We start from the raw sequence: 17,028 nt of genomic DNA on the forward strand, positions 1-17,028 counted from the left end.
CACAAGGAAGCCATGGATGGCAATATTGGCTTACGCAAACCAAATTTTAGCGATTTAACGGGATTGACAAATGCTGCCAATGACTTTATTGTCAGACAAGCTTATCGCTTTTCTGCGAGACTGAAGATGACGCAACTGCGAACCCCGTACTATCTTATTGACGAAGTCAGGCTGCAAAAAAACCTCGAAATCATACAATACCTACGCGATGAATCCGGTGTCAAGTCAGTACTAGCATTGAAATGCTTTTCAACTTGGTGCGTGTTTGATTTGATGCGTCAGTACATGGATGGAACAACGAGTAGCTCGCTTTTCGAGGCGCGACTTGGGCGCGAGAAATTTGGTAAGGAGGTGCATGCCTACAGCGTTGCTTACTCTGCTGAAGAAGTTGAAGCGGTGGTCAAGATTGCCGATAAAGTGATATTTAATTCCGTCTCTCAACTCAATACCTATCACCACTGCTTAAAAGGCTTGAGAGTCGGACTTCGGGTTAATCCGGGGATTAGTTACTCCCACTTTGAGCTGGCTGATCCGGCGTGCAGATATTCACGGCTGGGAGTTATTAATGAACATGAACTTCATGGGGTAGCCAACCTGATCAGCGGGATAATGTTCCATTTTAATTGCGAAAACGACGATATTGACAACATTGCCTCTACTATAGAGCAGATCGGCATAAAGTACGCTTCGATACTGAAAATGATGACGTGGGTCAGTCTTGGTGGCGGTATACATTTTACGAAAGAGGGATATCCGCTGGAAAGATTCTGTCAGGTTTTGAAAGATTTCAGTAAAAAATATGGTGTACAGGTCTATCTTGAACCGGGCGAGGCAGCCGTCACCAGTAGTACTGAACTGGTAACTACGGTGCTCGATATAGTCCATAATGAAGTTGATATTGCGATCGTTGATGCCGCTGTCGAAGCGCATATGTTGGATCACTTGATATACCGGACTAGTCCGAGAATTTCATCTCCAGGCCCCGGAAGCAAGCAAATTGTAATCGCTGGTCGGTCATGTCTGGCTGGCGACTTGTTTGGTAGTTACCAACTCGAAACTGCGCTTAAAGTTGGTGATGAAGTACGCATTGCTGATGCCGCTGGCTATACGATGGTAAAGAAAAACTGGTTTAACGGGGTTGCTATGCCTTCTATTGTGGTTCGACGCCTAAATGGCACGGTAGATATTGTGCGTCGTTTTGAATATAAAGATTATTTAGGCAATTTATCATAAGGGGATTCATAACATGAAGAAGAACGTAATGATTATAGGAGCTGGCGGAGTCGCCCACGTTGCCGCTCACAAAGCAGCAATGAATAATGATATTCTTGGCGACATTTGCATTGCATCGCGAACTCAAGCTAAATGTGATGCAATCATTGAAAGCATAACCCGAAAGGAGCATCTTAAAGATCCTGCCGGTCGGCTCTATTCAGCCCAGCTCGATGCCTTGGACATTGCTGCCACAGTGAAGCTGATAAAAAAGAGCAAAACGAAGATCGTGATCAACCTTGGCTCAGCCTTTATTAATATGTCAGTGCTGGAAGCGTGCATTGAGGCTGGAGTGGCTTATATAGATACAGCCATTCATGAAGACCCTGACAAGGTCTGTGAAGAGCCACCCTGGTATGCCAATTATGAGTGGAAGCGTAAGGACATCTGTAAAGAGAAAGGAGTGACGGCAATACTGGGTGCCGGTTTTGATCCGGGTGTTGTTAATGCTTATTGCGCACTGGCTGCCAAACGCTTTTTCGATAAGATTGATACGATAGATATTTTGGATGTCAATGCCGGCAGTCACGGTAAATATTTTTCCACCAACTTTGATCCGGAGATCAATTTTCGGGAATTCGTCAAGGTCTGGACATGGATCGACAAGCAGTGGCAGGAGTATCCTACCCATTCTGTAAAGCGGGAATATGATTTTCCTGTGGTCGGAAAGCAGCCGGTCTACCTGAACGGTCATGACGAACTGCATTCGCTGTCAAAAAATATTGATGCCAACAGTATCCGTTTCTGGATGGGTTTCGGCGACCATTATATTAACGTATTTACCGTGCTCCGTACCCTTGGCTTTCTCTCTCATCTGCCGGTGACATTGACTACCGGTCAGGAAGTTGTCCCTCTTAAGGTTGTCAAGGCACTGCTACCTGACCCGATGACGCTTGCTCCCGGTTATACTGGGAATACTTGCATCGGCACCTTTGTAAAGGGTTGGAAGGAAGGCCAAAAGCGCGAGATTTTGATCTATCAGGTATCGGATCATAAACAATGTTACGAAGAAGTCGAGTCTCAGGGGATAAGTTACACAGCAGGTGTGCCACCCATTGCCGCCGCCATACTGGTTGTAACTGGTGCCTGGGATGTGAAGAAGATGGTTAATGTTGAGGAGCTAGATCCTGAGCCGTTTCTCGAAATTCTTGATCGCATCGGTCTGCTTACCGAGATAAAGGAAATCAAGCCTGACAGCAAGTATTCATTCGATGGAACCGTCGGGGCTCTTGAGAAAGAGCTTTCAAATTCGACAGCCACAGTCACCGTTTCAGCTGCGAATCCGATGATTGCGCTTTCTCCCGGTAAGTCGGCCAAAGCAAAGCATTCGAAAGATAAAGCAGATTCCGACAAAGTGGATTCAGACAAAGCGAAAAAGTCGCATAAGAAAAAATCCAAATAGATGTTTAGGGTAACTCGCAAAAATCAAATGCCACACATTCTGTGATTAGATGTTTTCTAATTATTGAATCTGTGGCAACTTTAGTCGTTAAAGTATGTATAATTTTTCAGAAATTAAATATCCACTCTATGTCGTTTAAAGTTTTTACAAATACCATCCTTTCAAGCATTAGTTGTCTACACAATTTTTCCTTATAATAACAATAGTTAGTGTGCGACAAGCTAAGCTTGTCATTTCGTGCAAGGTAAAAATCTTTGTCTGGAACTCAAGGGAATGAGTTCAAAGGCCAAACCAGCCAGCCCCCAGTGCTATTGGCCAAGCAGGTCAAGGGGCACGAGAAAATTTTTCATTATGTAAGGAGGTATGGGTATTCGGCAAGGCAAGCAATTATAAGATAGTCTAAAATGTATCCTGACAATGAAGAGAAAATTGTTATCATTACAGGGGCTATCTGGATGAAAGGTTTGACGACGACAGAGTAGATTACTATTTCTTGTTATGCCTGTTTCCTGGAAAGTCATCTTAGCTCAATATGTTGGTCGGTTGCACCGATTACATGATGCAAAAACCGAAGTCAGAATTTACGACTACGTAGATTGCAACGTACCCATGTTATACATGATGAGCGAGAAACGAAAAATCGGATATAAGAGTTCAGGATAGACAATAATTAATTCAAATTCTCAAGCGGATATGATTATCCTTTCTACCGATACTGAAATGAACATGGATTGTTACCGCAATTTACAAACTTTTTTGAGCGATGCTATGCTCAGTGTGAAATCGATAGTTGGAAAGGTCTTAAAAAACGGGTAAAGTTTTTGTAAATAACCGGATTATATAACGACCGTCATTCGACATTAATTCTTAGTGCCAAGCGCATAACTCCTGGTGTATAAATGTCCTTATCAAAACAACTGTTAATATTAATTTCAGCCTTATTTTTAATACTTTTTAGCGTCAATTTTGTATTAAGTGTCAAAAATATCAAGACTTATCTGGAAGGCGAATCGCAAAGTCATGCCCAAGATACGGCAACTTCTTTAGGTTTGTCGCTAAGTCCCTACATGATGGATACTAGTGATCCAGTAATAAAAACAATGGTTAGCGCCATTTTCGATATGGGGTATTATCAGGAAATTCGTCTGGTCGATGCCAGTAATAAAGAGCTGATCTCTTTGACTAATGGTAAAAGCGTTGACGGGGTACCAAGTTGGTTTATCAGTTATTTACCGATGCCTTTAATTATTGCGCAAAGCGAAATCAGTTACAACTGGATGATACGCGGCGTTGTGTACGTCACCATAAACCCCTCTTTTGCTTATAGTAAACTCTATCAACAGGCTAAAACTTCGTTTTACTATTCGTTAATGATTTTTTCTGTATCGATTGTCTTTTTAGTGTTGTTATTGCAAATAACATTATCATCATTAAAAAGAATTAATGACTGTGCGTTACATATTGCTGAAGGCCATTTTGAAACTATAGAAAACTTGCCATGGACTACTGAAGTAAAAAATATCACCATATCGATCAATAAGATGTCGAAAAAAATAGAGAAAACCATTGTTGCTCTTAACAGCAAATTAGACAAAATGGGTGCAAGTCTATTGCGTGACGATTTAACCGGGCTTTATAAAAAATCGGTATTCGAAACGGATATTATGAATTTAATGATGGCTTATAGTCCGGCTTATTTGATATTAATCAGAGTGGATAGTCTGTCTGATCTTGCCAGAGAGAGAGGTAACGATAATATTGACGAACTTCTGCAAGCAGTTGCCGAAAAATTGAAAAGTTCGGCAGAACAACACTCAGATAGCCTAATGAAAGTTTACCGTTTTTATGGTGGCGAATTTGCAATGTTGATCAAGAACAGCAATAGTGACCAGATTGAATCAATCGCCAGAGTATTAAGCAGCGATTTTACGGAACTTGGCGAAAAATATACCAGGTCTGGCCTGGCGCATATCGGTATAGCACCTGTTAATTCAATAGGTACTCCTGAAAGTATACTGGAGTCTGCTCATGAGGCTTATGAACAGGCACGATTAATCGGCCCAAACAGCTATTACATTCGTTCGGATGAGAGCTTTGCCAGAGACATTTTTGCCTGGAAGGAATTGGTTTATAGCTGTATTGATAATGCCGAATATTCGTTGTCTTATGTTGGTCAAATTACCAGTTTTCAAACTGAACAACTTGTCATGGAAGAAGCTTTTACTCAAGTGCATGACAAGAACGGCCAATTAGTCGCTATTGGACCTTTTATTTCAATTGCCGAGAAACTCGCTAAAATTATCGATCTGGATAAAGGCGTAATTAATAAGGTGCTGGACTATATCTTTAACGCTCAGATTTCGCATGCTGTTGCTGTTAACTTGGCAACGGACACCATCAAAAATATCGGTTTTCGCCTTTGGCTGGAAAAGCTTATTAAAAATAATCCATTGGTAACCCGACAACTGATATTCAGTTTTTCAGCGTATGCAGTAGCACAAGATTTGGAAACCTATGTTGATTTTATTGATGTGGTACATCAATGGGGCGGCAGGGTGATGATTAAGCGCTTTGAAAGTCAATCAATGCCACCTGAACTTACAAAAAAACTCAGCCCTGATTTTATTCGGCTTGCAAGAGAAATTGGTAACGGTATCAGTTTGTCCGAGAAAAAATACCAGTTTGTTCAGGCTATCCAACAAATGGGAGTATTGCTGGATATTACGGTATTGGCTGAAAATGTTCAGGCTGAAAACGACTATCTTTTTTTAAAGACAATAGGAATTGCAGGTGCCAGCCGTTAAACACCAGATACTTTTTCGTATAATTATTTTTGTTGTCATTTGTATTGCTTGTATCTCAATTATTCGTGAGTTTTTTTCAGAAGCAAGCAATGTTTATGGTTGGTTGCAACTTCAGCCTGTTATCTTGGAGAAGATTGAGAAAAAATATGGTTTGGCTGCAAGACAACGCTTTGTCGATTGGCAGAAATTGATGGATGCCGGCAAAATAATGACAGAGCAAGATAAGCTGGAGCAGGTTAATGATTTTTTTAATCGCAACATCAAATTTGTCGACGATTCAGTCTTATGGCGAAAGAGCGACTATTGGGCGACACCTGTCGAATTTTTAGCCAAGGGCGCTGGTGATTGCGAGGATTTTTCAATTGCCAAATATTTTACTTTGATAGAAATTGGCGTTGATGAAAGCAAACTGCGAATTACTTATGTTAAGGCATTGGATTTTAATCTCTCACATATGGTGTTGACTTATTTTGAATCTCCTCAGGCTGTACCGTTGGTATTGGACAGCCTCAAGCCGAATATCCGTTATGCGACAGATCGTAAGGATTTATTACCGGTTTATAGTTTTAACGGCCGTAGTTTGTGGTTGGCTAAAATCAAGGGCAGTGGACAATTGGTCGGTAATGCAGATCAACTAAATTTATGGGCCGATCTTAAGCGCCGGATGTTGGAAAAGTTGCTTTAATCGTAACTGCGCATCCATTAAAAGTAGCAGGCTGAGACTGTTATAGATTCGCCAATTATAAAATAATTTTTTTTGTGTTTGGATAATTCATTGTTTTCCAGAAATTAAATCTCCATGGTACGTCGTTTAAATCTTATACCAAATACCATCCATTCAAGGGATCTGTTGGCATATAAATTATTTATCTGAAAATATACAGCTATAGCCATACCTGAGTGAGTCAAGTTTTTTTCAAAAATCGCTTAAGTTAGTTGTAGGGATGAAAAAACGTTCCTACATACGTCCGATAATTAAATTTCCAACTATACTTACAAGAGATTTTTAAAATCAGTGATGTTCTGGATGCCGCATGAGATTTGTTTGAAAAGATATGCTTACAGACAGGATAAATCTGCGCTTAAAACATACATTTATAAATTAACGCGACGATTCGGATTACCAACAAATGACCAGATTCAGCTTAAAGAGTTTGATATTTTCATATTACAGGGGCAATACCGTGTTGTTTTTTTTCGGTTGCATACTTTGGCTGTCCAGCCAGTCTTTTGCTTTGGCGGCTGATGTTTATCGTCTTAACCCAGGCGACAAGCTGGAAATTACTGTTTGGCAGGAGGAGGACTTAAAACAGGAGGTCGTTGTACTGCCGGATGGTACGATCTCTTTCCCTTTGGTTGGTCACGTCGCTGCTGCCGGTAAAACGACTGAGGACTTGGTCAGCTTGCTGCGGGAACGGTTAAGTAAATTTATTCCTGATTCACAAATAAATGTTAGGCTGCTTGCTGCAGAGGGTAACATGATTTATATTGCCGGCGAGGTCGCCCATCCGGGTGCATTCGTCATGAAAAGGCCCACAAATATTATACAAGCATTGAGTATGGCGGGTGGCTTGACGACATTTGCAAAAAAAAATGACATCATCGTTTTAAGGAGTGAAACAGACGGACGTAATAAATCTTTGCCCTTCGAGTATGGCGATATTGAGGATGGAAAAAACATAGAATCGAATATCCTGTTGCAAAGCGGCGATACTATCGTTGTACCTTGATTTGTTTCAGAAAAGTATGCGCTGGAACCGAAAAATGGCATTGCTTGTTATCTGCTGTATTGGCTGTGGGAGAGATATAAGCGCAGCCGAATGGACGTTGAAAGGATCCTTGGGGCAACAATTACAGTATAACGATAATATTGCCATGAGTCCTGTTAGTAAAGAATCAGTGGTTGGATATCTTTTGGCACCGGGCTTCCAAGCAACCCGAAAGTCGGGAGCCTTGGATATTGGCTTTCAAGGGCAGGGTGATATTCGTCGTTACGATGATTCGCGTTGGAACTGTGATAATTATAATCTGGGCCTCAACAACGATTATCGAGTCAGACGCAGTATTTTTAGTTTAAATGGTGGGTATACCGTTAGTTGTTCATATGCCCAACAACTTGCCCAGACAGGGATTTTGGTACCTAATAGTCAGTCTACAAATTACCGATTGGCACCCTCGTGGACTTGGCAGTGGACAGATCGTGATCAAATGATCCTGGCTTCTTCATATTCCAAAACAAGCTACAGCAACTCTTTAGGTGGCATCGCTTCAAATACTGACATAGGTTTCAGTGGTAATGATACTTACGCTGTTAATCTGAGTGCTAATCATCTATGGAGTCGACGCCTTTCTTTAAATGGAAAGCTTGTTTTTTCCAATATCCAATACACAGGGTCAGACTCATCGACTCAAAATCTGTTTGGCTTTCAACTGGGAACCAATTACACCATTAACCATTATTGGGCAGTCAGTGCGAGCGGTGGCCCAGTCTGGGTTGATACCAAACAAAGTTCGTCTGGACAGGCTTCTTCGTTGTCTTTAGGGAGTATTGCCAATATCAGTTTAAATTTTAATGGCCAGTTGGCCAAATTTTCTGGCGGATATTCTAACTCGGTTAATCCGAGTGCCATTGGGCAAACACTGCAAACCCGATCCATATTTGCCAATTATTCGTACCGATTATCCCGGCATGTTGTGCTGGATCTTGTCAGTAGTTATTCACGTAGCGAATCAATCGGCGGGCAGTCGACTGATAATATAACCAGCCAATTTAACCGTAGTTACTTTACTGCATCTCCAGGCATTGTCTGGGAGCTTGAAAAAAACTGGAGACTGAGAGGCAGTTATAGTTATAGTTGGCAGGATTATCAGCAAGACAACAATGTAGCAAATATAAATACGGGGGTGAGCGATTCTAATTTGGTGATGCTTTCTCTAAACTATTCTTGGGATGGAATACATGGCTTTCCCATAAAAAATTAACTTGCTCAAGCAGTATTAATGCTTGGTTTTTTCTTAAACTGCTCAACAGTTTCTTAAGTGAGCGCTTGGAATAGCAAAGTAATTTGATTTTTTAGTTAGTATCTGTAGGTATTTGTACGTATTGTTTATTGATGATTGAAGTGTTACGATCCTGCTCAAGTACCCGATTTATGAGCGTTTTATACATTACTGTTAACAATAATCGGTTGTTAGCTTCTAATTGCAATTTATGGAACGTGCATAAATTCAGCAGAAGGGTGTTCATTTATAGGCAGATGAATTAAGTGTGTGATTTAAATTGCTAAACTTATTTCATGGGGACTCCGATGCCATCTTTTTTCCCAAGATTACTCGCAATAATTTGCTTCCCTTCTTTGAAACAGACTATTTGTGTGGACAGATATTTAATCTTGTAAACCTTGCTTCATGCATCCCTGCAGATTAGGCGTTTTAGGCCATGCATGTAGTGGTTGGTGAAGGTGTTTAACAATGCAAGTTTGTTTTTTTACGATCTGTCCAGTACTTGCGCGTATGTTTTAACGTTAGAGATAAAAATTCATTTTTATCAAGATACAGTCAGTCTTTTTAAAAATTTAGAAGGTATGATTGTATTATTTAAAATGATATGTACTGAAATCAATTTGTTGTGTGTTTTTAATATAAATAATTTGTAGTTAGTCATTTAAAATACTTGGTCAAGTATATATTTCAAACGGTGAGTCGCCGTAAAAATAAGTAATTTTCCTTAAGATATGTTGTTGTTTATTTAAATAATATCCTTGGGGGAAGCAATACCTTGTTCCGCTAAGCACGACTCTTAAAGTGAATGGTGTCAGTGTCTTGCGGTTAATATATTGTTTTAAAGTTGCCTGCAGAATTGGTTATAATTTATAATAACCATAATATTTAAAGGTAATATAAATAGTCCAATAGGGTTGTCTTTACCGAATATCCTGAAAAATAAAGAGCGAAAATACAGAAGCCTTTTGTTCAATTACTTATGCTGTTAACTAAACGATTGGATTCAGCGATATAAAAGTTAATACTTGACGCATAAATAAAATTACAATAAATATTAATCACTTAGAATGTATTATCCTTTTGAAGCATAGGTGTCCATACAACTTTTCTGCACAATTAGAACAATAGGTTGTAAAGATATCACATTTCCTGTTCTGTTGGAGAGGCAGTAGAACTTGTGTAGATGTTTATATTTTCAAGGGACTATGTAAAATAGCCATTTCGTAGTTGAATCAATAAGTTAAACTTAGGTGAGGGTGCGGTTATGAATATTAAAATCGATTTACGCAGCTCGTTTATTAGCGCGGGCTTTTCAATGATATTTGGTTTCCTGTTGTGGCAAACAGCCTCAGCGAGTAATGGAGAAGGCATTCCCAATTGGCTGTTTTGGTTTTATGGTCGACCGGAATGGATTTTAGCGCTGGTACTGGCCATCATCTTTGCCGGATTAGCATTGCTTGCCTTGGTTGCATACCCTCGCTGGCGAGAACTTAATGGTTCGAAGCCCAAGGTACTTTATTCGGCAACTTTGAGTGGCGCAGTGTTGGGAGTCGTCATTGCCCTGTTAATCGCTGGCTCATGGAAGGCCTATATGTTTAACTATCAGCCACCAACCTCGGTGGTAGGGGCAAGCACAAATTTGGCATGGGATGCCAGTACGTCATCCAATGTGGGTGGTTACATATTGTTTTACGGCCAAAATAGCGGCAATTATACGGCAAACGTTGATGTAGGTAAGACGACCAGTTATACCGTTCAAGGCTTACAAGAGGGGGCTACCTACTATTTCAGGTTGAAGGCCTATGATACAACACGCACTATCCAGAGTGCTTATTCCAATGAAGCTACGTTGACGGTGCCTGTTACACCTATAGTAACAGCAGATTTCACACCAAGCGTAACCAGTGGTGTCGAGAACTTGATGGTGAATTTTACGCCCAAGACAACGGGGACAGTTACCAGCTGGGTATGGGCTTTTCCAGGATCATCGACACCTTCCGTCACCAACTCAACAGCTCAAGTTGTCAGCGTAACCTATCCAACCGCCGGGACGTATTCAGTGAGCCTGACGGCAGTTTCGCTCAGCGGAAGTATTTCCAAGACTTATCCGAATCTAATTACCGTCACGGCACCACTGCCACCGCCTCCACCAATTGTGCTGCCTCCTCCTCCCCCACCAGTTTCAGTCTCCAGCTTGGTTGGCTTGGTAGCGGCCTATGGCTTTGAGGAAATCAGCGGTACGACTGTTGCTGATGCTTCAGGCAATGGTAATCATGGCACAATTAAAGAAGCTGTCAGTATCCCTAACGGGCATAGCGGGAAAGCGTTAAAATTTGACGGTGTAAATGACTGGATCACTATCAATGACAGTCCTTCACTGGATATTTCAGCAGGTATGACTCTCGAGGCATGGGTATATCCAACCGTATCGATGAACCGTACGATGACTGTAATCATGAAGGAGCAACCGGGCCAACAAGTATATACACTTTATGCGAACACTGATTCGAATCAACCTGCCGTGGATCCTTGGATTAACGGTGGTGAACGGTTACTTGCCGGTGGAACCCTATTGCCGGCTAATCAGTGGCGGCATTTAGTGGGAACTTATGACGGACAGAACGAGATTTTGTATGTTAATGGCCAGCAGGTCGCAATAAAACCCCAGTCCGGCCCCATTCTGACTTCAACGGGAGCTTTACGCATCGGTGGAGATAGTATTTGGAGTGGCGAGTTTTTTCAAGGCTATATTGACGAGGTACGCATATACAATCGAGCCTTGACCCCGGCGGAAGTTAACTACAACCAGGCGACCGCAATCAGTGTTTCAAATCCACCGAAGTTTATCATGGGCAATCAAACCCTGGAGCCTTGGGTTGGCTATAATGTTCAGGGTAAGGCACAAGCATTTCAGACAGTACCTCAAAAGTCAGGAATAGTAACTGCTGTACAGGTATATCTGGATCCCAGTTCAACGGCTACGGCGCTGGTTGCTGGTGTCTATAAGGACAATAAAGGTCATCCAGGAGCTCTTGTCGCTCAAGGTTCATTGAGTACACTTAAGTCAGGAGCCTGGAACTCGGTACCGATTCCGGTAGCCTCGGTTACTGCTGCACAACCCTATTGGATTGCAATACTGGGATCGAAAGGCCAAATCGGATACCTTAACCGAATAGGCTCTGCAACAGGCAGGATGGAATCAAGTTCTTCCAATAGACTAACTACATTACCTGCTACCTGGACGGGAACGGCATACCAAACCAATTCGGCTATGTCTGTGTTTGGGCTTGGGTATTGATTATTTTACCGGCTACTTAAACTAGTAGATTGGCGGAACTGACCTCGCCTCGCTTGGTACGAAGTCAGTTCCTATTAGTAGTTAACGGCTGTATAAAAACCAAAACCTTAATGTTTTGAATAATTTTGTAATCAAGAATTTCATTATTACCGGAGATTCATCATGAAAATGAATACTATTAATGATGCCATAGATAGAACTAATCGCTCTGATATGGTATGTGGTTTTATATTAAAAATCTGTTTTATAACGATGGTTATTGGCTTTATATTTGCTTCACGGCCCGCCTTTTCAGATTGCACGGGCACAAGCCCAACATGGATATCTACTGTAGATTACAGCTCGCTTAATACCTGTGTTTCCAGGGCTGCTTCTGGAGATACTATTAATGTATCAGCAGGAACTGCCACATGGACTGGCGGTATTACCATGACTAAAGCCGTTAATATTATTGGTGCAGGACCGACTTCAAGTATTATAAACGCCAGTAATGTCGTCGCTTTTAAAGTCCGTGCATCTAGCGGAGTTTTCCGCGTTTCAGGTTTTGGTTTTACTGGAACAGGTGGGAATACGGGTTTGCATACGGGCATGCTACAGGCATCTGGGATTCAGAATGTGGGAATGTTTAGTTCGGTACGTTTTGACCATCTTCAATTTAACAGTGTTCAAAATTGGTCAATTGTTGTTGGTGAATGGTGGGATAATAATATGGCACAGCCAAAAGTATTGGTAGATCATATTGTGGGAATTAATCTTTCAGGGGGGTTTCTACAAATTGAAGGTTTCCCGGGAACATGGAAACTTCCGGATAATTATGGCACTGATAATGCAGTGTATCTTGAAGATTCCAACTTATCCTTCGGTTCATCAGGCGGTACTGTTACTGATACTGAATATGGCGTAAGAATGGTGATTCGGTATAATACTTTTCTTAATGGTACTGTCCAGATGCACGATACAGGCTCTACCCAAGGCGCTAGAGGCAATCGTCTCGCGGAAATATACAATAATACCATTAATTGCACGGGTTCTGGCTGTGGTAATATGCCCGCAATGGGACTGAGGGGAGGGGGCTATATTGTCCATAATAATATTATTAGCGGTGGGTATTTTGCGGCTGCATGGCCCCAAATATGGCGGGGCATATCCGGTTACACTGGTTTTTTGGGTAAATCGTGTGGAGTGAATGCCGTTAAAACCTGTGATACCCCTAATTTTTATCATTGTAGTGGCGGTGATCACAGGGCTTGTGGTTATCCAGGTGACAGTGTTTGTAGTTCGGGCGGCGGTTCTGGTACTTGCCAAGTTGCTGCAGCAAGTCAAAGTGATTGTCCTGTCGGATCTACATTTCTTTCAACGGTAGACAATGTAAATGGTGGCAGTGATTCATCAGGCTGGCCATGCAGAAATCAGACCGGGTGGGGAATGGAAAGTGCCGACGGCAAAACAGAAGAGCCATCGCCCGTTTATTGGTACAACAATCTTTTTAGCGGCCAATTAGTTACTGCAGCTAATTCTCAACCCACCTATTTCGCACAAAATAGAGATTGGTGTAACCATGATCCTTCAACGGCTTGCGGAACTAAAGCGGGATGGATATATACTCCCTACCCCTACCCACATCCTTTGCAGACGAGTTCAGTTTTACCTCCTCCTCCACCGAGCCTTCTAAGCCCAACTAATCTTCGGATAACTTTATAGTATTGCATTCAGATAAAGAGTCTGTAGCGAGAAGTGACAATTGCTATCTCGCTACAGTCATCCGTAAATTGTGAAAAACACATTTATTATTGGAAGAAACGTGGAGGTTAATAGTTTCCTTCTTTAAGTTCGATTATAGTATCCAACTTATCGACCACATCCAAATTTTCATCAGAAAATTTTCTTGCAAAAATCATCTCCCCCGAACCCCATAGGTCGGACTGGATCACCTGATCACTATCCTCAAATAATTTAATATGCTTTTCAGTGATCATGGCAGGATGGCCTCCGCGACATGACCAATCCTCATAAATCAAATTTCTGTGGATTTGTGATTTAAAGTGTGAATTACCTAAAATCGTATGAAAGAACATTTCCTCAGGTGCAAAAGTATCTTCAAAATATTTACAAGTCGACGGGTTCTCCTGCACGAATTCCAATATGAAATCACTAGCTTCTCTTGTTAGAGCCCACCACGTATTCCCTGCATAAGCTTCTAAATTACCGAGGTATTTTTTATAGTCACGCTGAGCCAGCCCAAGTTTTGCCATAACTCTACTAATAAATCGATAAATTGGTTTATTAGATTGTATTCTCAAAGTATTTATTCGGGACAGCGGTTTACCGGCATCTTCATTAGGAACTTTTATTATATTTATAAATTCTTTGCCGCAGTTTTTTAAAAAAAAATCATCAATGTATTTCTTACTTCTTATTGGATAATCACTACCACTTAGTAATACATAATAATCATAATCTTGTGGCATGGCACGAGCTTGCTTAATTAAAGTAAGTATGGCTTGGACACCTGAATATTCTCCCCAATAAACAGAGACCCGTTCTGCAGTAAAAAAAATATTGCTACCCTGGATTTCTGTAAAATCCTGTATTTCCTTTTTCTTATCTATATGGATAAAAAATGCAGTATCCTCAGAGGAAAGATATTGTATGGCTTTTTTCATAAGCTTAGGGTTTTTGTAAGCAAAAAAAAGGTAAGCAATTTTCATATAATCCTCTCTCTATCAATATTGTAATATTTGATTTTCAGATTTTTGATCTGTCCGGCTTTTACGGATATTTTAGTTAAATTTCAGTCAAGATAGTTGTCGCCAAACATAGCGATTTGAGTAATTTGAATTGTCACCTTATTTTTGGTGGCAAATCGAATCATCCATAATGGAGTCCAGCGCTTCAGCTACCGGCAATATTCTTGCTCCGGAATCAGAACAATATTTTACAATCTGTTCAAAGAAGGCTGGGGTGCACTGATAGGGAGAAGGGACTTCGCTTATGCCATGGGCGGCAAATATCAGCCATCCGTTAGCCCGAGAGTTTTGATCGATAACGTATTTGATAGCATCCAAATTATTTCGACTATGTTCAATAAAATACGACTTTAGAAGGTTCAGGTCGACTGTATCAGTATTAAATGTCTGCCCACCGCTTCTGCAGCAATCAAAGTATTTTCTAGTTCTACGCTTTATACCAGGTCGTGGACCTACGTTAGGGTAAGAGAACGATCTAAAATTGGCACCAGGAAAAAGTGCAGTCAGGGTTTGTTTGTTCTTGATTATAGAATCTTCAAATACTTGTGGACTGGTTGTGGCCGAATGACAGTGATCGAACGTATGGCATCCCAGCTCATGTCCCTGTGTGAAAAACTCTTTAAGATCTTTAATCGAGAAAATCATGCCGGTTGGGCCTTCAGTACCCATCAGCCCTAAAGAGGCATAATAAGTTCCTTTAAGACCAAACTTCAACAGAATATCGCCACCTGTATCCAACGCTGAACGTGGAAAATCGTCAAAGGTAAACGAAATATAGGGTGCGCTGTTATGCATTGTGATGGACCGCTTAAAAAAAAGGTCGCTGATAGTTCGTTGGTAACGGCTTTGGATTCGTGAATAAATCGGTGGAGTGCTCATTGGATATTAACCTTCATTTTATTATTTAATTTGGATTTAGGGTTAACACCATACTTAACAGGTGTCTTGGCTTCGTAATTAGATCCAGTTCTTATAAAATCATTATTTCTACTTCGTGCTATGTTAATTGGTATGTAATCATTCAAGGATGAATAGTTCAAGGAGGAGAGAATTAGGATAACCCATTGAATGCTAAGTCTATTAAACGTAGCTTCTGTCCAATTAGAGAATACTAAAATGACAAGAAAAGAAAAGCAGAGCGTTCCAAAGCTATTACCTAGTAACATCTCCTTCTTTAGCTTGCTGCCAGTTGAGATGATGACAGCAATGAGCAAGCAAAGTCCTATTAACCCACCATTCAAATATGTTTCCAGGTAACCGTTGTGAGCTTGATTCGGATGAAAATAATATTTCTCCCAAAGACTTGTCGCCTCTGATCCTAGCCAGAAGCTTTGATATCCGCTCCCCAGAAAAGGGTTAATAGTTGATTGCAGCAAGTCCGCCCAGAGATCGGTACGCCCTGTCAGGGTCATATCTTCACCCAGTAATTCAAATAATGATTGAAGGATATCCGGAAAGCTGTACAGCAGAAGCAGTAATAAGATCAATATTAGACAGCATGTTCCTAAATATCGTGTAAGGAACTGTTTTTTTGCGAATGAGCGGCGTATAAAGAAAAAAATGCACATCCCAATAAATAAACTTACCAGTGAGGTCGAGCTGTCTGCTTTGGCTATCAGGTAAAACACCATCAATAGCAGCAAGACGTGGCTTGCCAAGTCCAAACTGGTCATCATTATAGTGTCAGCAGTGCTTTTGGCTACGAAGGGCCGGCGATGATTAGTTCCTTTAACGTAGATTATTTTTTTCTGTTGTAATGATGACGATTGCTTTGCAAAAAAAGGCTTATTTACTTCATTTTTCTCTATAGAGTGCTTTGTTCGTATTTCGATGAAATCCCACATTAGAAACAACCCCGAGATTAACGCCAGACATCCCAGAGCATTCTTGTCCTCAGTGACGCCAATATATGAATATTCCCACGTCCATTGATTAATATTTCTCCCGAACTCCGGCAAATAATTAATGAAAAAAACAGAAAGTGGAACCGTTAAGTATGAATAACGAAGAAATACGGCTTTTATTGCCTGTACATGATCTTTTTCAGATAAAACGATCAATACCATAATTACATTACCAAAATCTTTAATCCATCTCTTGGAAGCAACAATTGGATAATCTGACCAAATGATACTTATAAAACAATACAAAAAGAAAGCAAAGAGCCAAGGGTTCGATGCCAAGAGCATGCCCCACCTTAACCTGCGTCTTATCAAAACACTGAATCCAATAATAATCAAAAGGAAATACACGAATGCATCTACTGGACTCCCCTGAATATAACCTTGAGGTGTTTCAGGTTGTAGTCGCCCAATGCCAAACCAAGCTGAAACAGGCCTCGATCCGATAATAATGATCCACCATAAAGGCACCCATAAGCCCCATGATGTCATAGGCTTCAACTTGCGATCTCTGGCGAAGAGCCATACAATTAACAGAATATAAATAAAAATTGCTAATTTGGGCGACATGAAAAACCTAATCTTAAATTAAATACAGTAA

The 17,028-nt window shown here is 40.9% G+C and carries 11 protein-coding genes; 8 read left to right on the forward strand and 3 right to left on the reverse strand.

Going from position 1 to position 17,028, the window contains the following annotated elements; genetic code table 11:
* The first annotated feature begins 12 nt into the window (after nt 1-12).
* The 8 genes from nspC (at nt 13) to KKZ03_RS08135 (ending at nt 13,480) form a co-directional block, all read left to right on the forward strand.
* Entirely contained in the window at nt 13-1,233 is a 1,221-nt protein-coding gene (gene nspC / locus KKZ03_RS08100; protein WP_243221000.1) for a carboxynorspermidine decarboxylase, read from the forward strand.
* 13 nt (nt 1,234-1,246) lie between these two features.
* Entirely contained in the window at nt 1,247-2,674 is a 1,428-nt protein-coding gene (locus KKZ03_RS08105) for a saccharopine dehydrogenase family protein (RefSeq protein WP_243221001.1), read from the forward strand.
* An 899-nt stretch (nt 2,675-3,573) separates the two neighbouring features.
* Nucleotides 3,574-5,478, forward strand: a complete 1,905-nt coding sequence (locus KKZ03_RS08110; protein ID WP_243221002.1) for a LapD/MoxY N-terminal periplasmic domain-containing protein — start codon at nt 3,574-3,576, stop codon at nt 5,476-5,478.
* A complete protein-coding gene (locus KKZ03_RS08115; RefSeq protein ID WP_243221003.1) occupies nt 5,465-6,163 on the forward strand; it encodes a transglutaminase-like cysteine peptidase in 699 nt (232 codons plus the stop codon). Before KKZ03_RS08110 ends, KKZ03_RS08115 begins: the two co-directional genes overlap by 14 nt.
* A 445-nt stretch (nt 6,164-6,608) precedes the next feature.
* Nucleotides 6,609-7,208: a polysaccharide biosynthesis/export family protein gene (locus KKZ03_RS08120; RefSeq protein WP_243221004.1), complete on the forward strand. Its 600-nt coding sequence runs from the start codon at nt 6,609-6,611 to the stop codon at nt 7,206-7,208.
* A 34-nt stretch (nt 7,209-7,242) separates the two neighbouring features.
* Nucleotides 7,243-8,460, forward strand: a complete 1,218-nt coding sequence (locus tag KKZ03_RS08125; protein ID WP_243221005.1) for a TonB-dependent receptor — start codon at nt 7,243-7,245, stop codon at nt 8,458-8,460.
* Nucleotides 8,461-9,745: 1,285 nt separating this feature from the next.
* Nucleotides 9,746-11,779, forward strand: a complete 2,034-nt coding sequence (locus KKZ03_RS08130) for a LamG-like jellyroll fold domain-containing protein (protein ID WP_243221006.1) — start codon at nt 9,746-9,748, stop codon at nt 11,777-11,779.
* 162 nt (nt 11,780-11,941) lie between these two features.
* Nucleotides 11,942-13,480 carry a hypothetical protein gene (locus KKZ03_RS08135; RefSeq protein WP_243221007.1) on the forward strand — a complete coding sequence of 513 codons (1,539 nt, stop codon included), beginning with the start codon at nt 11,942-11,944 and terminating at the stop codon, nt 13,478-13,480.
* A 107-nt stretch (nt 13,481-13,587) separates the two neighbouring features.
* On the opposite strand, the gene KKZ03_RS08140 is transcribed toward KKZ03_RS08135, so the two are convergent.
* From KKZ03_RS08140 to KKZ03_RS08150, 3 genes are all read right to left on the reverse strand, one after another.
* Nucleotides 13,588-14,487 carry a beta-1,6-N-acetylglucosaminyltransferase gene (locus tag KKZ03_RS08140; protein ID WP_243221008.1) on the reverse strand — a complete coding sequence of 300 codons (900 nt, stop codon included), beginning with the start codon at nt 14,485-14,487 and terminating at the stop codon, nt 13,588-13,590.
* 138 nt (nt 14,488-14,625) lie between these two features.
* On the reverse strand, nt 14,626-15,405 hold the full coding sequence (locus tag KKZ03_RS08145) for a polysaccharide deacetylase family protein (RefSeq protein WP_243221009.1): 780 nt from the start codon (nt 15,403-15,405) through the stop codon (nt 14,626-14,628).
* Nucleotides 15,402-16,919 carry an O-antigen ligase gene (locus KKZ03_RS08150; RefSeq protein ID WP_243221567.1) on the reverse strand — a complete coding sequence of 506 codons (1,518 nt, stop codon included), beginning with the start codon at nt 16,917-16,919 and terminating at the stop codon, nt 15,402-15,404. The genes KKZ03_RS08145 and KKZ03_RS08150 overlap by 4 nt, the downstream gene beginning before the upstream one ends.
* Between the last annotated feature and the right edge of the window lie 109 nt (nt 16,920-17,028).

Source organism: Methylobacter sp. S3L5C (assembly GCF_022788635.1).
Lineage (GTDB): Bacteria > Pseudomonadota > Gammaproteobacteria > Methylococcales > Methylomonadaceae > Methylobacter_C.